Source organism: Aeromonas sp. 601027 (assembly GCF_049174455.1).
GTDB classification, from domain to species: Bacteria; Pseudomonadota; Gammaproteobacteria; order Enterobacterales; family Aeromonadaceae; genus Aeromonas; species Aeromonas veronii_A.
Map to the genome: position 1 here is coordinate 195952 of NZ_JAAKTN010000003.1, position 20593 is coordinate 216544.

Sequence of the window (20593 nt, forward strand, 5' to 3'; positions counted from 1 at the left end):
GCTTTCGTCCCCCCTTTTGCCACCCCAGAGCCAACCGGCTCGGTCAGCGCCTGTCGCCGCAGTTCGTCGTCATAAAAACATCATCGAAATGTCACGTTGTCATATTTCTGTCATTAACCACTGATTAAATGCGCGGGTCATCAACAACCCAAGACGGAACGACCGTCTCAAGAGGCTTTATGCAACACCATCACTCCTTGTCACAGCCGCCCGCGACCCGCGCCCTGTTCAACTGGATGAGTGTCATCGTACTGGTCTACCTGATCCTGGTTGCCGTGGGCGCCATCTCCCACGGCTTCAAAGATTTCTCCGGCGGCGCCGAGGGCGCAGCCCAGATCTTCGCCTTTGCCAACAACCCCTTTGTCGCCCTGCTGCTGGGTATTCTCGCTACCGCGCTGGTGCAATCCTCCAGCACCGTCACCTCGGTGATCGTCGGTCTGGTGGCTGGCGGCCTGCCCATCGGCATGGCTATCCCCATGGTCATGGGTGCCAACCTCGGCACCACCATCACCAACACCATCGTCTCCATGGGCCATGTGCGGGATCGCGCCGAGTTCCGTCGCGCCTTCGCCGCCGCCACCGTGCACGACTTTTTCAACCTGCTGGCGGTGTTCATCTTCCTGCCGCTGGAGCTGATGTTCGGTCTGCTGCAACACAGCGCCGAGTGGCTGGCCAACCTGCTGGTAGGCTCCGCCAACATGTCGATGAAGGGCATGGATTTCATGAAGCCGCTGACCGCTCCGGCCCAGCAGCTCATTGACAGCGCCGTTGCCTTCCTGCCGGGCAAGGGTGCCGCCATCGCCACCATCGTCATCGGTATCCTGCTGATCCTCGCCTGCGTCACGTATCTCGGCAAAGTGCTGCAACAGGTACTGGTTGGCCGCGCCAAAGAGGTGCTGCACAAGGCGCTGGGCCGTGGCCCGCTGACCGGCATTACCTCCGGTGCGCTGGTGACCATCATGGTGCAGTCCTCCTCCACCACCACCAGCCTGATGATCCCGCTGGCCGGCGGTGGCGTGTTCAGCACCCGTCAGCTCTACCCCTTCACTCTGGGGGCCAATATCGGTACCACCATCACCGCCCTGCTGGCTGCCACCGCCATCAGCGGAGCCGGTGCCCAGCTGGCCCTGACCATCGCGCTGGTCCACGTGCTGTTCAACCTCTTTGCCGTGGTCATCATCTATGGCATCCCCTTCCTGCGCGACCTGCCGGTGCGCGCCGCCGAGGGGCTGGCCCGGGTAGGCAGCGAGAACAAGCTGCTGGCACTGGGTTATGTGGCGGGTCTCTTCTTCGCCCTGCCCGCCCTGATGATGGTGGCCGCCAAGTAAGCGCAGCTGCCATGAAAAGGGGCGAGTCAGCGACTCGCCCCTTTTTGCGTCTGCGTCTCCGAGCTTTGCCTGCCCGCTCACATCCTCCCGCCCTGTGGCTCGCCATCAGGGGCGGTGCGCGATAAGATGGCGTCCTCATTGCACTTTTTACATTTCATGGAACAGGAAAAACTGATGAAATTCATACTGATCGCACTGCTCATCGCCGGTGTGGCCTACTACTTCTACTCCAGCAGCAACAACAAGAAGCTGGCGGCCGACAACGTGCGGATTGGCGCCGAGTTCCTCGCCAGCAACAAGGACAAACCGCTGGTGACCACCACTGCCTCCGGCCTGCAGTACGAAGTGCTGACCCCGGGTACCGGCACTGTTCACCCCACCGCCACCAGCAAGGTGAAGGTGCACTACGAGGGCAAGCTGCTGGACGGCACCGTCTTTGACAGCTCGGTCGCCCGTGGCGAGCCCATCGAGTTTGGCCTCAATCAGGTGATCGCTGGCTGGACCGAAGGGGTACAGCTGATGGTGGAAGGTGAGAAGACCCGTTTCTACATCCCTGCCAACCTCGCCTACGGCGACCGCGCCGCTGGCAAAATCCCGCCGGGATCAGTCCTGATCTTCGACGTGGAGCTGCTGGGTATCCAGTAAGCGCACCATCAGCAACAAGGCCAGCATTATGCTGGCCTTGTTGCTATGGGAACCTCACTCCCCCTTGGCGATCCCTTCCCGGCGCGGATCCGCTGCGCCAAACCAGCCACCGCCATTGCGCTCAACCCCCTGCAGGCCGGAGGTCTGCTCGTTCAATACCACCTCGTGTCCCCTCGCCTTCAACCCCTCGACCACCGACAGGGGGGTGCGTCCCACTTCCAGCTCGGTGGGACCGTTGCGGCTGCCAAAGTTGGGCAGATTGATGGCCTGTTGCAGGTTCAGGCCCCAATCCTGGGTGCCGAGCAGGGTCTTGCCCACGTAGTTGATGATGGCGGAGCCCCCCGGAGAGCCCAGCGTCATGGTCAGCTCGCCGCTTGGCTTGTCAAACACCAGCAGGGGTGACATGGAGGAGCGGGGCCGCTTGCCCGGCTCCACCCGGTTTGCCACCGGCAGACCGGCAGCATCTACCGAGGTGAAGGAGAAATCGGTGAGCTGGTTGTTGAGCAGGTAGCCGTTGACCATCTGACGCGATCCGAAACCATCCTCGATGGAGCTGGTCATGGAGATAGCCATCCCCGCCTTGTCGACGATCGAGACATGGCTGGTCGAGGGGAGTTCCGGGGTCGCATCCTTGCCGCGCGCCAGCGCCAGTGGCGGCGTACCGGGCTTGGCAATCCCCATGGAGTGCTGACCGACAAGCTTGCCGCGCTCGGCCAGATAGCCCTTGTCCAGCAGCCCCTTCACCGGCACGCTGACAAAATCGCTGTCGGCGACGTACTGGTTGCGATCGGCGAAGGCCAGACGCGCCGCTTCACTGTAGAGGTGGATGGCCTCGCTGGAGGCAGCCAGTCCCCCCTCCTTCGTAGTGATCGGCTTGAGGGATGCCATATCGCGGCTCTCCAGCATGCCGAAGATCTGGCCGAGCGCCAAGGTGCCGGACGAGGGAGTGGGGAAGCCACAGATCTTGCTCTGGCGATAGTCAAAGCAGAGGCCATCCCGCAGTTTGGCCTGATAGCTGGCCAGATCGGTGGCCGCCAGTACCCCGGGATTGGTGGGATGTTGGCGTACCTTGGCCACCATGGCATCCGCCAGCGGCCCCCGATAGAAGGCATCCGCCCCCTCTGTGGCCAGAGTGCGCAACACCTTGGCCAGCGCCGGGTTGGTCAGCCGGGTGCCTGCCGTTTTGGGGCGACTATCCGCCTGATAGAAGTAGGCTCGCGCCTGCGGATCCCGTGCCAGATAGGGATCCTTGGCCAGCAATGTGGCCAGCCGTGGACTTATCACAAATCCTTGCTCTGCCAGCGTGATGGCAGGCTCGAACAGCGCAGCCCAGGGCAACTTGCCATAACGCTGATGGGCCAGTGCCAGAGCGCGCAGGGTGCCGGGAACGCCGACCGAGCGGCCCCCCACCACCCCGTCATAAAACGCCAGCGGCTTGCCATCTTGCATAAACAGCTGGTCGGTGGCAGCGGCCGGCGCCGTCTCGCGGCCATCCACCGCACTCACCTTGCGGCCATCCCACACCAGCAGCAGCGTTCCGCCACCGATCCCGGAGGATTGCGGCTCCACCAGCGTCAACACCAGCTGCACCGCAATGGCGGCATCGACGGCACTGCCACCGGCCTTGATGATCTGGTAGCCCGCATCCACCGCCAGCGGGTTGGCGGCCGCCACCATGAAGTCATGGCCCTGCCAGCCCTGCTTGTCGGTCCAGCCACTGGCCGCCTCCGGCGCGATCAGGGTCTGGGCTGGCGGGGTGTAGTGAAAGCCGCTGTCACTGGCACAACCGGCCAGCAGGGCAAGGGCGACAGCCAGCCCCAGAGGTTTGCGCAACATGACACTCTCCTTGTCTGTTTTATGACCATGAAGAGGGACTATGTCACGATTGGCGCTGACAGCTCAAGTTATTGAACAAGATCAATATCTTACTCATCTATCAATAATGGCTATCCGCAATAGGTATAAAAAAACCGCCCGAAGGCGGCTTTTACGATGGGATGGCAGAGGCCAAACAGGCGCATGTCCGGTTAGATGGACTGCTCTTCGCCACCCAGGGCGGCAAACAGCGCCGGGATAAACTGGGACAGCTCGGCGGTGACCAGCGCGAAGTCGGCATCCAGACGGGCGGCCGGATCTTCGCTGGTGACGTCGTCGTTCTGCTCGCGCAGCTCTTCGCTGAATTTCAGGCGTTTGATGGAGAGATCATCCCCCAGCACGAAGCTGACGGTCTCGCCCCAGTTGAGGGCCAGCTTGGTCACCAGCTTGTCGTTGGCCAGGTGGTTCTTGATTTCATCCGTCATCAGATCCTGCTGCTTGCAGCGGATGATGCCGCCGTGCTCCATGGCACTGCGCAGCTCGGCTTCGTCTTCCAGAGTGAAGGAGGCTGGCAGATTGCCCTCGTTCAGCCACTCGGTCATGGTGATCTCGGGCGGGTTCTTGAGGGCCACCGGCACCACCGGCAGGGAGCCGATGGATTTGCGCAGCAGCGCCAGCAGATCGTCCGCCTTCTTGGCAGAACCTGCATCCACCACCATTAAATTGTCGGCCGGATTGATCCAGGCGAAGGTCTGGCTGGTACGACTGAAGGCACGGGGCAGCAGGGTGTGGAGGATCTCCTCTTTCAGCGCTTCCTTCTCTTTCTTCTTGAGGGCGCGTCCCTGTTCGAACTCGATCGCTTCTACCTTCTCGGCCAGCATCTCCTTGACCACGGTGCCGGGGAGCATCTTCTCCTCTTTGCGGGCGCAGATGAGGATGTGGCCGGAGGCAGAGTGGGTCAGGGTTGAGCCGAATTTGCCAAGGGGCTTGACCCACCCGAAACGGGAGATGTCCTGACTGCCGCAAGGGGTGAAGGCACAGGCTTCCAGCTGGGGTTCCAGCTGATCCACGGTCAGGTCAAAGGGGCGGGTAAAGCGATAAATCTGCAGGTTTTTAAACCACATGGCGTCCTCGGTCTCTAGATTGTCCGGCGGGCATTGTACTAGAGAGGCGCTTTGTGATCAGCCAATCATTCTCGCTAAATAAAGGGCGATCGACCTCACAGGGTCTCATTTATATCACCTGAACGGCCGTCAAGTTCCCCTAGACTGCGAGTGTACAAGTTGTTACCAAGGATGGATTTATGTTGCGGCCCAGTCGCCCGGAAGATATGGAAGAGCTCGTCGAAATCTGGCTGCTGGCCTCCCTGCAGGCCCACGATTTCGTCGATGCCTCCTGCTGGTGGCAGGCCCAGGAGGATCTGCGTACCCGCTATCTCGATCGTGCCGCCATCTGGGTGTTTGAGGAGCGCGGCGATCTGCTCGGTTTCATGGCGCTGGTGGACAACTATCTCGCCGCCCTCTTTGTGCGTCCCGACCGTCAGGGTCGCGGTGTCGGCCACGCCCTGCTGCAGGAGGCCAAGCGTCAGGGGGCGTCGCTCTACGCCCGGGTCTTCGTCGAGAACGATCAGGCGGTACGTTTCTATCGTCGCCACGGTTTCGTCATCAAGGGTGAAGAGTCCGATCCCCTCACCGGTCACCCCCAGTACAAGATGTGCTGCGAACCCGCATGAACTGATGACAGACCGCTGTTTTACTTGAAAAAAGCACGGGGCATCCTCATCTTGTCTCCATCGGGTGCCGCGGGCACCATCCCTGCAACCGGGCTGCTTTCCAATGAAAATCCTCCATACCGCCGACTGGCATCTTGGCCATCAACTCCATGGTCATGACCGCCGTTTTGAACACGATGCCTTCCTCGACTGGCTGAGCGACACCCTCAAGGCGCGCGAGATCGACGCCCTGTTGGTAGCGGGCGATCTGTTTGATACCGCCAATCCGCCCGCCAGCGCCTGGCAACAACTCTACCGTTTTCTGGCGCGGCTGCGCGCCGAGATGCCCCACCTCAACATGGTGCTGATCGGCGGCAACCACGACTCTCCCTCCAAGCTCGATGCCCCCCACGAGCTGCTGCGCGCCTTTGATCTGCATCTGGTGGGCAGCATCAGTCGCGACAGTGAGGGCAAGCTCGAGACCGACCGCCTGCTGGTACCGCTGCAAGACAAGGAGGGCAACATTGCCGCCTGGTGCGCCGCCGTGCCGTTCCTGCGCAGCAGCGACTTGCGGGTGGAGCCGTTGGAAGAAGGGCAGGACCGGCTGATCGAAGGGGTACGCCAAATCTACGCCGAGGTATTGGCCGAAGGGCGCGCCCGCTGCGGGGAGGGTCTGCCGCTCATCGCCATGGGCCATGCCTATCTGGCGGCGGGCCAGCTCTCGGAGCTGTCGGAGCGGCGGGTGCTCGGCGGCAACCAACACGCACTGCCTGCCGAACTCTTTGCCGGTGCCGACTACACGGCGCTCGGCCACCTCCATCTGGCCCAGAGCCCGGCCGAGGGGGTGCACTACAGCGGCTCGCCGCTGCCGCTTTCGCTGGCCGAAGCCAACTACAACCATCAGGTGCTGGAAGTGACCTTTTCAGAGGGGAAACTGGCCGGGCTGGAGCGGATCCCGGTACCCCGCGCGGTGGAGATGATCCGCCTGCCCCAGAGCAGCCTCGACGACGCACTCCAAGCCATCGCATCGCTCGAGCTGCCTGCTTGTCCACAAGAGGCACAACCCTTCCTCGAAGTGCGGCTGCTGCTGCCCAAGCCAGAAGCGCGCATCCGCGAGCGCATTCTCGCCGCAATCGCAGACAAACCGGTGCGTCTGGCCCGCATCAGCACCCAGTATCAGGGCTCGGGCGAAGGGCTGGCCGATGGTCGCGAGCGGCGCAGGCTCGATGAGCTCTCCCCCACCGAGGTGTTTCGCCTCTGCTATCAGCGCCAGTTCGAGGGGGAACCCGAAGCACAACTGGTCGCCTCGTTTGAAGAGATCCTGGAGCAGGTGAAGGAGTCAAACCAATGAAAATCTTGTCTCTGTCAGGTGAGAATCTGGCCAGTCTGACCGGCCCCTTCACCATCGACTTTACCAGGGGGGCGCTCGGCGCCGCCGGTCTGTTTGCCATCACCGGCAACACTGGCGCGGGCAAGAGCACATTGCTCGACGCCATTTGTCTGGCCCTCTACGACGAGATGCCGCGCTTTATTGCCAATCGCAAGAACGTGGCCGAAGTGGGCCGCATGGATGACGAAGAGAAGCTCAAGGCCAACGACGTGCGTGGCATCCTCAGTCGCGGCCACGCCAGCGGCTTTGCCGAGGTGCAGTTTCGTGGCTGCGATGGCCGCATCTGGCTGGCCCGCTGGGCAGTGCGCCGGGCGCGAAACCGCTCGGAGGGGCGTTTTCAGGCGCAGGAGCGAACCCTGACCGATGTGGAGTCAAGGCAGGTTTTCTCCGGCAGCAAGCGGGAGCTGCAGGATCGCATCGACGAGCTGGTGGGTCTCTCCTGGGAGCAGTTCCGCCGCGCGGTGATCCTGCCGCAGGGGGAATTTGCCGCCTTCCTCAAATCGGATGCCAACGAGCGCTCCGCCCTGCTCGAACGGATGACCGGCACCGAACTCTACTCTGCCATCTCCATCCAGACCTATGAACGGGCGCGGGAAGAACAGCAGAAGCTGGCCACCATCGCCCAGCGCCTCGGCGACGTGGCGCTGATGGATGAAGCGACCCGCGAACAGTGGGTAAGCCAGCAGGTGAGCCTCTCGACCACCCTCAAGCACGAGCAGCAACAGCAGCTGCTGATGCAGGACTTGCGCGACCTCAACAGTCGCATTGCAGCCCAGCTGCAGGGCTGCGCCGAGGGACAGGCGGCGCTCGATGCCGCCCTGCAGGCCCACGGCGCCGCGGCCCCCGAGCGCGAGGAGTTTGCCCGTGCCGAACAGGCCCAGGTGGCCCGAGCCGATCACGACGAGCTGGCCCGCCTCACCCTTGAGGTACAGCAGCAGGAGAAGGTGATCGCCGAGCTGGGGCCGGAGCTGGCCAAACTCGAGGAGCAGACCCAGCAGAGCGCGCTGACCGAACAGCAGTTGCTGGCGGAGAAGATCGCCGCCGAGCGGGAATGGGGTGCCCTGCAACCCGAACTCAAGCGGGCGCAGGAGCTCGATACCCGCATCCGGGAAAAAGTGCAGCAGTTGCAGAAGATCCAGCAGGAGGGGGCACAGGAGCGAGAAGTGCAACTCACGCTGGAGCAGGGCTGGCGCGAGCAGAGCCGACAGGTGGAACTGCTCAAGCAGCAGCACCAGCAGTGGGGCCTTTGGCTCGAAGAGCACAAGGAGCTGGCACCGGTGGCCCGTCAGTGGCAACCCCTGCTCACCGCCATGCAAGATTGGGCCGAGGATGCCGACAAGTTACAACAGCTGCTCACCCTGCGGGATCACAAGCTGCGCGCCCTGCAACAGTTGCAGCGCCAGCTGGAGCAAGGCCAGCAAGAGCGCGACTACTGGCAACATGAACAAGCTCGGCTGCAACAGCAACAGAACGAGCTGCAGGAGCAGCAGTGGGAGAGCCGCCTCGCCAAGGCGCAGGAGCAGTGGCAGCAGCAAACCGAACAGCTGGGTCAGCTGCGCCAGCTGCTGGAGCTGGCCGATTATGGCCGCAACCACGGCGAACAGCATGGCCGCTTGCAGCAGGAGATTGCCCAGCTGGAGCAGGCGCTGGGCAAGCTCGCCACCCTAAGCGAAGAGCTGGCCCCCGCCCGCGAGCGGCTCGCCCTGCAGCGGGATGAAGCGCGCCATGCGCTGGAGCAGTCCCGCGCCATCGCCAGCTTCGAGCAGTATCGCCATATCCTGAGCGATGGCGAACCTTGCCCGCTGTGCGGTTCTGGGGAGCACCCCTACAGCCAGAGCCAGCCACAGGTGGCCGGCATTCTTGGTCAACTGGCGGAACGGACCCGCAGTCTGGAGCTGGAGTGGGAGCGGCTCAATCATCAATACATTCAGTGCGAGAGCGAGCGTCAGGAGCTGGCCCGCCAGCTGGCGGTGCGTCAGCAACATCTGCCGGAGCTGGAAGCCCGCGCCGAGCAGCTGACCCAGCGCTGGCAACAGCTGGGGGGCGATACCCTGCTTGGCCATCCGCTGCCGCTGCGCCAAAGCCCCATTGAGTGGAACGAGCTGATGAGCACCCTGCTTGGCCGTGGCCAAGCGCTGGAACAGGGGTTGGCCCAAAGCCAGCAGCAGCTGCGTCAGGCCCAGCTTGGCCAACAACAGCTGCAGGGAGTGCGTCAGCAACTTAGCCAGTTGGCTGCCCAGCACCAGCAGTTTGACCAGCAGTGGCAGGAGGCCGATCGCCAGCGCATCGCGCTGGAAGGAGAAGTGAAGGCAATGGGCGAGCAGGAAGCGACCCTGCGCCAGCGCCTCGAACAGGGGGGCAACCGTCTCGATGAGCAGATGGCTGGCCAACCCTGGCGCCAGTGGCTCGGCAGCCAACAGTGGCACGAGTGGCAGCAGGCCTGCGAAGCCTGGCTGCACGGCCAGAGCGAGTGGGAGCGGCTGGCCAGCGAGATCGCAAGCCTCACCCCGGCACTGAGTGCGCAGGAGGCACGCCTGCAGACCCAGCGCGAGCTGCTGCACAAGCTGGAGCGGGACTACAAGGAGCACGAACAGCAGCGGCAGGGGCTGCTCACCAGCCGCGCCGCCTGTCTGAATGGCGAGGAGATCCCGCAGGTCGAGAGCCGCTGGCAGCAACGACTGCAGCAGCTCGCCAGCGAACTGGAGGCGATGCAACAGAGCGCCCGCGCCCTGCGCGAGCGGCAGACCGAGCTCAAGACCCGTCTCACCCATGTGGAGCAGGAGAAGCAGGTGAGCAGCCGCCGCAAACGGGAGGTGCTGGGCCGCTGGGCTGCCCACGCCAGTACCCTCAGCATCGCCGAATATGACCTTCGCCGCCTGCTCGCCATCACCCCCGATGAACTCAAGGCTCGCCGCACTGCCCTGCAAGGGCTGGAGGATGCGGTTGGCGAGGCGCGCACCCGCCTTGCCGAGCGGCAACGGGCGCTGGCGCTGGAGGAGAGCAAACGGGATCGCTATCGGGAACATCACCCCGAGCTGGCCGCCCTGCCGGATGCAGAGCTGAGCGACCAACTGGCGGCACTCGATGCCCGTTGTCGCGCCCTTGAAGAGCTGCTGTTCGAGTGCAAGAGCAAGCTGGCACAGGCCGAAGCCGCCGCTCTCAAGGCAGGCAGCCTGCAACAGGAGCTAGCCGCCCAGCAGGCGGTGGCCGACCACTGGCAGCAGCTGTGCGATCTGATTGGGCAGGCCAACGGCGCCAAGTTCCGCACCTTCGCCCAGAGCCTCACCCTCGAGCGTCTGCTGCTGGAGGCCAACGCCCAGCTCGCCGAGCTGTCGCCGCGCTACCGACTGGAGCGGGTACCCGGCACCGATCTGGCGCTGCAGGTGGTGGATCTCGATATGGGGGACGAGGTGCGTTCGGTGGACTCCCTCTCCGGCGGCGAGAGTTTTCTGGTGTCGCTGGCGCTGGCGCTGGCCCTCTCCAGCCTCTCGTCACGGCAGACCCAGGTCGAGTCGCTGTTTATCGACGAAGGGTTTGGCACCCTGGATCCGGACAGTCTGGATCTGGCGCTCGCCAGCCTCGACTCTCTCCAAGCCGCCGGTCGCCAGATCGGGGTCATCTCCCACGTCCAGACGCTGGTGGAGCGGATTGGCGTGCAGATCAGGGTCGAAGCACTCGGCGGCGGCGAGAGCCGGGTAGTGGTTCCCTGAGAGCCTTCGGCTCAATCACCACTACCATCGGCTAAATCACTACACCGTAAATAACAAGACCCCGCCAATTGGCGGGGTCTTGTTGAGAGGCTATCAGCCGAAGCGGTAGGCGCCCATATAGAGGCTGCCGCCATCCCAGCTTTCGTGCAGCCGGGTGGGCGCCACACCGTCGGCCGCCCCCAACGCCACAAAGAGCGGGCGCAGGTGGTCGTCGTGGGGATGGGACTCCACCGCACCGGGAGCCTGCTGGCGATAGTCGAGCAGCGCCAGCCGATCCTCGTCGGCCATCTTCTGCTCCAGCCAGTCGACAAACTGGCTGGCCCACTCCGGCACCGGCGAGCCTTCCGGTGCCAGCGCCCGCAGGTTGTGGGTGATGGCGCCTGAGGCGAGGATGCCAATCCCCTGACTGCGCAACGCCCCCAACACCTCTCCCAACTGCCACAACTGGGCCGGGGTGAAGCTGGCGGGAATGGAGATCTGCACCAGCGGGATCTCGCTGTTTGGGTCGATCAGGGAGAGCGGCGACCAGACCCCGTGATCCAGCTCGCGCCGCACCGGGGTGGCGGTCAGTCCGGCCAGTGCCAGCTGGTCGCTCACCCCTTGTTGCAGCCACTCGGGGCTGCTGGCAGGCCAGCGCATCCGGTAGAGGGGCTCGGGGAAGCCATAGAAGTCGTACATCAAGGCCGGTTTGGGCTCGACGTTGATCTGTAGCTCGCGGCTGAACCAGTGGGCGGAGATGACCACCAGCCCCTTGAGCTCACCCAGACGCAGGGTTCGCAGAAAGCGGGTGGCGGGTTGCTCACGCAGCACCAGATCCGGTGCGCCGTGGGAGATAAACCAGACAGGGGCGAGGGACATAAAGCAGACTCCAACAAAGTATCAGGGGGCGATACCGGAGGGGATATCGCTGTTGGAATCGATTATCCTCCCGCCATGAAAGGTGGACAATCCAGCAAGATAGATAAGAACTATCAACCAATGGTTGATAATTTCACGCTTTCACGACCGGTAAGCAGCAATAGATATCAAGGCTGCGACGCTTCCGGCTGCAGTCGGACTGCGCGAAGCGCCATCCGGGTCGCTGCACTGTGATCCTGCCACTCTCGCCACGCCAATCCCTCGGCGGCCACCTCCCCTTTCACCGGATGGGAGAAAATCGCCAGCAGTCGCGCATTATCAGGCCAGTAGCGGGCTGGCAGTGTCTGAACCAGCAGCAGGGCGGCGCCCAGCAAGAGCAGAGCCCATCCGGTTTCATGGCTGTTTTTCATCTCGGCCTCCTTCACCCGTGCGCCAATGAACTAACATTTTTGCGCAAGCCGGTGACAAGACGGTGACAGCGGACGGGTGGTCATTTTACAACATCTGAACCTCAACCCGGCCAAACAACCACAGATGGCAACATTTGTATCCCTTCAGCCCGAACCTGTGGCCGTATGCTCTAAAATGTGACTCACAGGAAAACGTTATCCCTGAAAAGAAAACGTTATCTGGTCAAAACGTTGTTTCTGGATCATAAAAAGATTCCAAAAACTGGTGTATATTGCTCGGCGGAAATTCCTTAACCATGAAGATTGACATGAAAAAGACCAAAATTGTCTGCACCATCGGTCCGAAGACCGAATCCAAAGAAATGCTGGCCAAAATGCTGGACGCCGGCATGAACGTCATGCGCCTGAACTTCTCCCACGGTGACTACGCCGAGCACGGCAGCCGCATCAGCAACCTGCGCGCTGTAATGGCCGAGACCGGCAAGCACGCAGCTATCCTGCTGGACACCAAGGGTCCGGAAATCCGTACCATGAAGCTGGAAGGCGGCAACGACGTCGCGCTGGTCGCTGGCCAGACTTTCACCTTCACCACCGACCAGACCGTGGTTGGCAACAAAGACAAAGTGGCTGTGACCTATGCAGGTTTCGCCAACGATCTGCGCGTCGGCAACCGCATTCTGGTTGATGACGGCCTGATCGGTCTGGACGTTATCGAAATCACCGAGCGCGAAGTTATCTGTAAAGTGCTGAACAACGGTGACCTGGGCGAGAACAAAGGCGTTAACCTGCCGGGCGTCTCCATCAAGCTGCCGGCCCTGGCCGAGAAAGACAAGCGCGACCTGATCTTCGGTTGCGAGCAAGGCGTTGATTTCGTTGCTGCTTCTTTCATCCGCAAGAAAGAAGACGTTCTGGAAATCCGTGAGCACCTGAAAGCCCACGGTGGCGAGAACATCCAGATCATCTCCAAGATCGAAAACCAGGAAGGTCTGGACAACTTCGACGAGATCCTGGCTGTTTCCGACGGCATCATGGTTGCTCGTGGCGACATGGGTGTAGAGATCCCGGTTGAAGAAGTTATCTTCGCCCAGAAGATGATCATCGCCAAGTGCAACAAAGCCCGCAAAGTGGTTATCACTGCCACCCAGATGCTGGACTCCATGATCAAGAACCCGCGTCCGACCCGCGCCGAAGCTGGTGACGTGGCCAACGCCATCCTGGACGGTACCGACGCAGTCATGCTGTCCGGTGAATCCGCCAAGGGTAAGTACCCGCTGGAAGCCGTGACCATCATGGCCACCATCTGCGAGCGTACCGATGCCGTGATGCCGTCCAACCTGTCTGCTGCAAACGACAGCAACAAGCTGCGCATCACCGAAGCCGTATGTAAAGGCGCCGTAGAGACCTCCGAGAAGCTGGACGCCCCGCTGATCGTGGTTGCTACCGAAGGCGGCAAATCTGCCAAGGCCATTCGCAAGTACTTCCCGAAAGCCTGGATCCTGGCTATCACCACCAACAAGAAAACTGCTGCCCAGCTGGTTCTGACCAAGGGTGTGGTTGCTCACGTGGTTGACAGCATCGCCTCTACCGACGATTTCTATCGCATCGGTAAAGAAGCCGCGCTGGAAATCGGCATGGGTCTGAAAGGTGACGTGGTTGTGATGGTCTCCGGTGCTCTGGTACCGAGCGGCACCACCAACACCGCTTCTGTTCACGTTCTTTAATCAGAGCTGAACGAGTTGAAAACGGCGCCTGCGGGCGCCGTTTTTTTTGTCCCTCCCCCCTGCTTACCTGACAAGCCCGGTGTTAGAATCCACGCGAATTTAATCTATGCGGGAAATCTCCCGAATATCGCGTAATAACCCGGAAGTTATATGCCCTCAATACGTTTTAAAAGAGTCTCGGCCACCCTGTTGCCGCTGCTCTGTCTCCTCGCCAGCCTCTGCGTCCCGCAAGCCATGGCGCAAGATGTCCCCTCTCGCAACGCAGTTCAGCGAGCGCTGGATGGTCTGGGTAAATCAGAGACCCTGACCGTCAGTCAGCAAGCAGATCAGAAGTTGCTGACCGAAACCCTCGGCCTGCTCGACAACATCGACAAGGAGGAGGCGAAGGCCAAGACCCAGGCCCAGCGGATCCGCAACCTGCCCACCGAACTCAGAGAGATCAGCGCCAAGCTCGATGCCCTGACCAAGGGCAAAAGTGCAGAGCAGATCAAGAGCGAATACGCCAGCATGAGTCTGGCAGAACTCGACAGCCGTCAGCCGGAAGTGCTGGCCAACATGCAGGCGGCCCAGGAGGCCCTCGGCGCCATCGGCAGCCAGCTCACCAGCTTGCAGACACTGCCGGAGCGAGCCCAGGCCAGCATGAGCCGTGCCTACCAGCGCAGTCAGGAGATCCGCAGCCGCCTCAACGCAGGTGAAAGCGTCTCCAGCGCCGAGAAGATGAAGCTCGGTGCCGAGCTGGCCCTGCTCGACCTGCAACTGGCCCACCTGCAAAAGGAGCTGGATAACCGTACCAGCATGCAGGATCTGGCGATCAAGCAGCGCGACTACCAGAGCGCCCGTCTCGCCAGCGAAGAGCAGAAACTGCAGCTGTTGCAGGATCAGAGCAGCGCCAAGCGCCTCGGCGACACCGAAAAAACCGCCGAGCAGACCGGTGAACTGGTGGCGACCGAAGACAGCCCGCTGGTGCAAAAAGAGCAGGAGCTCAACCACCAGCTCAGCCAGCAGCTGATCGGTGCCACTACCAGCCTCAACTCGCTGGTCCAGAAAAACCTGCAAGCCAAGAGCTGGCTGGAGCGCGGCATCCAGACCGAGCGCAACCTCAATGAACAGGTGCAGATGCTCAAGGGCAATCTGCTGCTGTCGCGCATCCTCTATCAGCTCTATCAGCAGCTGGAGGCGGCCCCCACCATCGCCGTCAAAAACCTGGAAGAGCAGATCGCCGATCTCCATCTGGCCCAGTTTGAACTGAGCCAGCAGCGTGACCAGCTGTTCCAGAAGAACCTCTATCTGGACAATCTGATCGCCGGCAGCAAGGATCCGGTGAGCGAGGAGGACAAAGAGAGCCTTGCCAAGCTGCTCGACACCCGCATCAATCTGCTCGATCAGCTCAACCGCCAGCTCGACAGCCAGCTTACCAACGCCATCAGCCTGCAGCTGACCCAGCAGCAGCTGGCGCGGGTCTATGCCTCTATCGAATTTACCCTGCAGCAACACATCTTCTGGGTAAGCAGCAACAAGCCCATCGACAGCAAGTGGTTTATCAGCTGGCCCGCCCAGGCCTACAAACAGGCCTCCGACTGGGTATTGAAACCGGACTGGAAACGCTGGCGCGAAGAGCTGCTCGGGATCTCCCTGCTTGCCTTCCCGCTGCTGCTGATCGGCGGCCTGCTGGTCTGGAAACGTCCGGCGCTGGTTGAGCGCGAGAAGAAGATCACCAAGGACCTTGGCCGTTTCCGTCAGGACAGCCAGTGGCACACCCCGCGCGCCCTGCTCTATACCGTGCTGCAACGCCTGCCGGGCAGCATGTTCATTCTGGCTGGCGGTCTGCTGCTCACCTACTGCGGTCTGCTCAGTCCCAAGCTGATGTTCCAGATCACCCTGAACCTTGCCCTCGGCTATCTGGTATTCAGCGTCTATCTGGCGGTGATGCGCCCGGGCGGCATCGCCGAAACCCACTTCCGGATCCCGAAAGCGGAGCTGCAGGCCAAGCGCAACAGCATGCGCTACATCTGGTTACCACTGCTGCCGCTCATCATGCTCGCAACCAAGGCGGTGGTTGAACCCTCCACCCTGGGCAACGACGTGATCGGCCAGGCCATGACCCTGACCCTGCTGGGGCTGGCCGCCTATCTGGTGTTCCCCATCTCCCGCGCCCGCATCAAGGGCGAGGCGAGCATGCAGAAGTCGCTGATCGCCATCGCCCTGGCGCTGGCGCCGGTGGCGCTGATCGTGCTGGCTGTGCTCGGTTACTACTACACCGCGCTGAAGCTGACCGGTCGCCTGATCGAATCCTTCTACCTCATCATCATCTGGAGCTTGGTCTACCGCACCGCCCTGCGTGGTCTGGAGCTGGCTGCCCGTCGTCTGGCCTACCGCCGAGCGGTGGCCAAGCGTGAGCACAAATCTTCGGAAGATGCGGAAGGTGGCGAGTCCATCGAAGAGCAGCCCATGGACCTGGAGGATGTCAGCCAGCAATCCCTGCGTCTGACCCGTACCGTGCTGATGCTGATCTTCGGTGTCGCCTTCTACTGGCTCTGGTCCGATCTGGTCGCGGTCTTCTCCTACCTCGACAGCATGGTGCTGTGGCACCGCAGTGAAGGCACCGGCGCCAACGCCGTGCTGTTCCCCATCAGCCTGAGTGACGTGCTGATCGGCTTCCTGCTGCTCGGCGGTGCCTGGTCACTGGCGCGCAACCTGCCGGGCTTGCTGGAGGTGCTGGTGCTCTCCAAGCTCAACCTGGCTCAGGGGACCGCCTACGCCATCACTACCATGCTCAACTACGTGCTGATCGGCTTTGGCTCCCTCACCGCTCTCTCCATGATGGGCGTACAGTGGGACAAGCTGCAGTGGGTTGCTGGTGGTCTGTCAGTCGGTATCGGTTTCGGCATGAAGGAAATTCTTTCCAACTTCGTCTCCGGCATCATCATCCTGTTCGAGCGTCCGGTGCGGATCGGTGACACCGTCACCATCGGCTCCTTCTCCGGTACCGTCTCGCGGATCCGCATTCGCGCCACCACCCTGACCGACTTCGACCGCAAAGAGGTGATCATCCCCAACCAGCAGCTGATGACAGAACGGCTCATCAACTGGTCGCTGAGTGACACCGTCACCCGGGTGATCGTACGGGTGGGCGTGGCGTATGGCTCGGATCTCGAGCTGACCCGCACCCTACTCAAGCAGGCGGCCGACGAAAACAGCCGCGTGCTGAAAGACCCAGCCCCCATCGTCTACTTCCTCACCTTTGGCGCCAGCACGCTGGATCACGAGCTGCGCTTCTTCGTGAGCGAACTGGGTGATCGCAACCCGGCGGTAGACGAGTTGAACCGCAAGATCGACCAGCTGTTCCGCGAGAACGGCATCGAGATCGCCTTCAACCAGATGGATGTCTACATCAAGAACATGCAGGGCGAAGAGCAGAAGGTGGAGTCCAACTCCGCCGCTCTGCCACCTCCCGCGGAAGATGGCAAGCAGCCAGCCTGATAGCGAACTGCACTGATCTGATGACAACAGCCGCTCACCCAGGTGAGCGGCTTTTTTATGTTCCCGTTGCCACGACCGTCCACTCAGGCAACCGCCGGAGAGTGATAAATGAGTTTACCCGCTGCGGTCTCTCACCTAATGTAGGCTGACGAACGGGAGAGCAGGGAGCCGCGTTTTCGCCCATGGATGACCAACAACTAGAGCACATTCTGTTTCGCTCCTTTGATGTGATCCCGCTCCCAATCCTGGTGTCCGAGTCGACAGCCAGCCAGGGTCATATGTCACCCGACCGGATCCCCCTGCGTCGCCATCTCTTCCTCAACAGGGCCTTTCGCGAACAGCTGGGCTATGAGCTGCAGGATCTGCCGGACATGGAGAGCTGGTTTCACCTCGCCTATCCCGATGAGAGCTATCGCAACTCGGTAATTCAGGCTTGGCATAACCAGATAGAGCAGAGCCTGCACCATGGACTGGAGGTCGCCGAGATGCCGGCGCTGATCCGATGCAAGAGTGGCCACTCTCGCTGGTTTATCGTCACCGCCCAGCTGGGGGCAGATGCCATCCCGGATAGCCATATCGTCACCTTTCGCGATATCCACGACCTGCAATGCATGGTAGAAGAGGTGAGCCGCCTCTCCTGCACCGATCCCCTCACCGAACTGACCAACCGGCGTGGCGCCCAGCAACAGCTGCAGGCTCTCTGGTTGCAGGGCCAGCCCCTCTCGGTGGTGTTGGGAGATATCGACCATTTCAAGCAGGTCAACGACCGCTACGGCCATCCTGCGGGCGATGCCGCACTCTGCGCCGTCGCCCATGCCATGGCGGGCCAGTTGTTGCCCGGGGAAAGCCTGGCCCGTTGGGGTGGAGAGGAGTTTCTGTTGATCCTGCCAGACTGCAGCATTGAGCAGGCGGCACAACGTGCCGAGCAACTGCGCCAGCATGTCAGTACCACCCGCTTGCCATGGCAAGGAGAACAGATCGCGCTAACCATCAGTCTGGGGTGTGCCGGCATGAAGGGTCAGGAGAGCATCGACTATCTGCTGATGATGGCAGACCGAGCCCTTTATCAGGCGAAGGAGCAGGGACGTAACCGGGTGGTCATGTCGGCACAATAGCCTGATAGCCAGAAAGGGAAGCTCGCACGCAACCATAAAAAAACCGAAGCACCAGGCTTCGGTTTTTTACTGCGGCAACTGGCATAGGCCAGCCGACCATTACTTCTTGATGCGGATAACCGGAGTCTCGCCCACAGTCACGGCACCAGTCATCTTCACCAGCTCTTTGATCTCGTCCATGTTGGAGATGACCACCGGAGTCAGGGTAGATTTGGCTTTTGCTTCCAGAACGGCCAGATCGAATTCGATGATGGTGTCACCGCGCTTGACCTGCTGGCCTTCCTGAGCGATACGCTTGAAGCCTTCGCCTTTCAGTTCAACTGTGTCGATACCGAAGTGAACGAACAGCTCGATACCAGAGTCGGACTCCAGAGAGAACGCATGGTTGGTCTCGAAGATTTTGCCGATGGTGCCGTCGCACGGAGCAACCATCTTGTTGCCAGCCGGCTTGATAGCGATGCCGTCACCCACGATCTTCTCGGCGAAGACAACGTCAGGCACATCTTCGATCGGCACGATTTCGCCAGACAGCGGAGCAAAGATTTCGATGCCGCCGGTATCAGCGCTATCGTCGGACACCAGTTTCTTCAGTTTGTCGAACAGACCCATAGTAAAAGCTCCTAAAGATGATTTGTCGCTGTTTGCAGCCGATCTTAGCAGACTGCCTTCTGCTTGATAAAGTTATCTACGCACGCTTCGATTTCAGCAGCGGTGGCAAAGCTCAATGCCTGGTCAGCCATTGCCTTCACATCTTCGAAGCTGGTGTTGCGGATAAGCTTCTTGATACGCGGTACAGAGATGGCGCTCATGGAGAACTCATCCAGACCCATACCCAGCAGCAGCAGAGTGGCGCGCTCGTCACCAGCCAGTTCACCACACATACCGGTCCACTTGCCTTCGGCGTGGGACGCATCGATAACCATCTTGATCAGGGTCAGGACGGAGGGTGACAGCGGGTTGTACATAGCGGAGATCATCTCGTTACCACGATCGACAGCCAGGGTGTACTGGGTCAGGTCGTTGGTACCGATACTGAAGAAATCCACTTCCTTGGCCAGATGATGAGCCATCACGGCAGCGGCCGGGGTCTCGATCATGATACCCACTTCGATGGATTCATCAAAGGCTTTGCCTTCGGCACGCAATTCGGCTTTCAGCGTCTCTACGGTAACTTTCAGGCTACGGAACTCTTCGACAGAGATGATCATCGGGAACATGATGCGCAGTTTGCCGAAGGCAGACGCACGCAGAATTGCCCGCAGCTGAGCGTGCATGATGTCTTCGCGGTCGAAGAAAATACGCACGGCACGCCAGCCCAGGAAGGGGTTCATCTCTTTCGGGAAATTCATGTACGGCAGCTCTTTGTCGCCGCCAATGTCCATGGTGCGCACGATGATCGGCTGATCCGGCATCGCTTCGGCCACTTCTTTGTAGGCTTTGAACTGCTCTTCTTCGGTCGGCAGCGCGTCACGATCCATGAACAGGAACTCGGTACGGTACAGGCCCACGCCTTCGGCGCCATTGCGTATGGCACCTTCGGTATCCTTGACGGTACCGATGTTGGCGCACACTTCGACCTGGTGACCATCCAGCGTGATGGCTGGCAGATCTTTCAGCTTGGCCAGCTCATCTTTCTCGGCCTGGAACTGAGCCTGGAACTTCTTGGCTTCGGTCAGCTGTTCAGCGGTCGGATTGATGATGATCTGGTTGTTGATCGCATCCAGCACCAGCATGTCACCGTTCTTGACGCGCTCGGTGATGTCGTTGGTGCCTACCACGGCCGGCAGCTCCAGGGAGCGGGCCATGATGGAGGTGTGAGAGGTACGGCCACCGATGTCGGTGACGAAACCCAGCACATATTTCAGGTTGATTTGAGCGGTTTCAGACGGGGTCAGGTCTTTGGCGACCAGGATCACCTCTTCGTCGATGGTGCTCAGGTTGACAACGGCGATGCCCAGTACGTTCTTGACCAGACGGGTACCGATGTCACGGAAGTCGGTAGCGCGTTCGCGCAGATAAGGGTCATCCAGCTCGGCCATCATCTTGGCGTACTGTTCGATCACCTCATAGATGGCTTTGTCAGCGGAAGCCTTGTTCTCTTTGATGAAGGATTTGATATCCCCTTCCAGCTCCTCATCTTCGAGCAGCATGATGTGGCCTTCGAAGATGGCCTCTTTTTCCTCACCGAAGGTGCGACCGGCCATCTCTTTGATGGCTTCCAGCTGGGTAGCTGACTTGGTACGAGCTTCGAGGAAACGGTTGATCTCGGCATCAATCTGGTCAGCAGAGATTTTGCCCTGATTGATAACGATTTCATCTTCTTTAAGAAGAAGCGCCTTACCGAATGCGATACCGGGGGACGCAAGAATGCCAGATATCATAATCCTTCCTATTAAAACGACTGTGGGGG

Annotated in this window: 14 protein-coding genes; 8 read left to right on the plus strand and 6 right to left on the minus strand. The window is 61.0% G+C overall.

The genetic code is table 11. The features are described from left to right. Positions 1–179: 179 nt before the first annotated feature. Complete coding sequence (locus G5193_RS06120) at positions 180–1328, plus strand: Na/Pi cotransporter family protein (protein WP_323890977.1); 1149 nt, start codon at positions 180–182, stop codon at positions 1326–1328. 174 nt (positions 1329–1502) lie between these two features. Next, positions 1503–1973 carry an FKBP-type peptidyl-prolyl cis-trans isomerase gene (locus G5193_RS06125; RefSeq protein ID WP_005338245.1) on the plus strand — a complete coding sequence of 157 codons (471 nt, stop codon included), beginning with the start codon at positions 1503–1505 and terminating at the stop codon, positions 1971–1973. 54 nt (positions 1974–2027) lie between these two features. Here G5193_RS06125 and ggt read toward each other — a convergent pair whose 3' ends face one another. After that, positions 2028–3809, minus strand: a complete 1782-nt coding sequence (gene ggt, locus G5193_RS06130; RefSeq protein ID WP_421205408.1) for a gamma-glutamyltransferase — start codon at positions 3807–3809, stop codon at positions 2028–2030. Positions 3810–4000: 191 nt separating this feature from the next. Further along, the gene (gene rdgC / locus G5193_RS06135; RefSeq protein ID WP_421205410.1) at positions 4001–4912 is read right to left on the minus strand and encodes a recombination-associated protein RdgC; all 912 of its coding nucleotides are present in this window, start codon (positions 4910–4912) and stop codon (positions 4001–4003) included. Positions 4913–5091: 179 nt separating this feature from the next. On the opposite strand from rdgC, the gene G5193_RS06140 reads away from it, so the two are divergent. The 3 genes from G5193_RS06140 (at position 5092) to G5193_RS06150 (ending at position 10599) form a co-directional block, all read left to right on the plus strand. Beyond that, positions 5092–5520, plus strand: a complete 429-nt coding sequence (locus G5193_RS06140) for a GNAT family N-acetyltransferase (protein ID WP_421205412.1) — start codon at positions 5092–5094, stop codon at positions 5518–5520. Positions 5521–5623: 103 nt separating this feature from the next. Continuing rightward, positions 5624–6850 (plus strand): exonuclease SbcCD subunit D C-terminal domain-containing protein, encoded by a 1227-nt coding sequence (locus tag G5193_RS06145; protein WP_216978333.1) that lies wholly within the window; start codon positions 5624–5626, stop codon positions 6848–6850. Further along, the gene (locus G5193_RS06150; protein ID WP_421205414.1) at positions 6847–10599 is read left to right on the plus strand and encodes an AAA family ATPase; all 3753 of its coding nucleotides are present in this window, start codon (positions 6847–6849) and stop codon (positions 10597–10599) included. The genes G5193_RS06145 and G5193_RS06150 overlap by 4 nt, the downstream gene beginning before the upstream one ends. Positions 10600–10692: 93 nt before the next feature. Here the strand turns inward: G5193_RS06150 and G5193_RS06155 are convergent, their stop codons facing one another. Together G5193_RS06155 and G5193_RS06160 are read right to left on the minus strand one after the other, a co-directional pair. Next, positions 10693–11457 carry a DODA-type extradiol aromatic ring-opening family dioxygenase gene (locus G5193_RS06155; protein ID WP_040065863.1) on the minus strand — a complete coding sequence of 255 codons (765 nt, stop codon included), beginning with the start codon at positions 11455–11457 and terminating at the stop codon, positions 10693–10695. Between the two features lie 167 nt (positions 11458–11624). Next, positions 11625–11867 (minus strand): hypothetical protein, encoded by a 243-nt coding sequence (locus G5193_RS06160; protein ID WP_227342253.1) that lies wholly within the window; start codon positions 11865–11867, stop codon positions 11625–11627. Positions 11868–12175: 308 nt separating this feature from the next. Here G5193_RS06160 and pykF point away from each other — a divergent pair, with 308 nt between their 5' ends. The 3 genes from pykF (at position 12176) to G5193_RS06175 (ending at position 18183) form a co-directional block, all read left to right on the plus strand. Beyond that, a complete protein-coding gene (pykF, locus tag G5193_RS06165; protein ID WP_031227651.1) occupies positions 12176–13588 on the plus strand; it encodes a pyruvate kinase PykF in 1413 nt (470 codons plus the stop codon). 150 nt (positions 13589–13738) lie between these two features. Then, complete coding sequence (mscK, locus tag G5193_RS06170; RefSeq protein ID WP_227342251.1) at positions 13739–17068, plus strand: mechanosensitive channel MscK; 3330 nt, start codon at positions 13739–13741, stop codon at positions 17066–17068. Positions 17069–17250: 182 nt separating this feature from the next. Continuing rightward, complete coding sequence (locus G5193_RS06175; protein ID WP_266134234.1) at positions 17251–18183, plus strand: GGDEF domain-containing protein; 933 nt, start codon at positions 17251–17253, stop codon at positions 18181–18183. A 99-nt stretch (positions 18184–18282) separates the two neighbouring features. On the opposite strand, the gene crr is transcribed toward G5193_RS06175, so the two are convergent. Continuing rightward, the gene (crr, locus tag G5193_RS06180) at positions 18283–18792 is read right to left on the minus strand and encodes a PTS glucose transporter subunit IIA (RefSeq protein WP_216953167.1); all 510 of its coding nucleotides are present in this window, start codon (positions 18790–18792) and stop codon (positions 18283–18285) included. A gap of 44 nt (positions 18793–18836) precedes the next feature. Continuing rightward, a complete protein-coding gene (ptsI, locus tag G5193_RS06185; protein WP_421205416.1) occupies positions 18837–20564 on the minus strand; it encodes a phosphoenolpyruvate-protein phosphotransferase PtsI in 1728 nt (575 codons plus the stop codon). Positions 20565–20593: the final 29 nt, after the last annotated feature.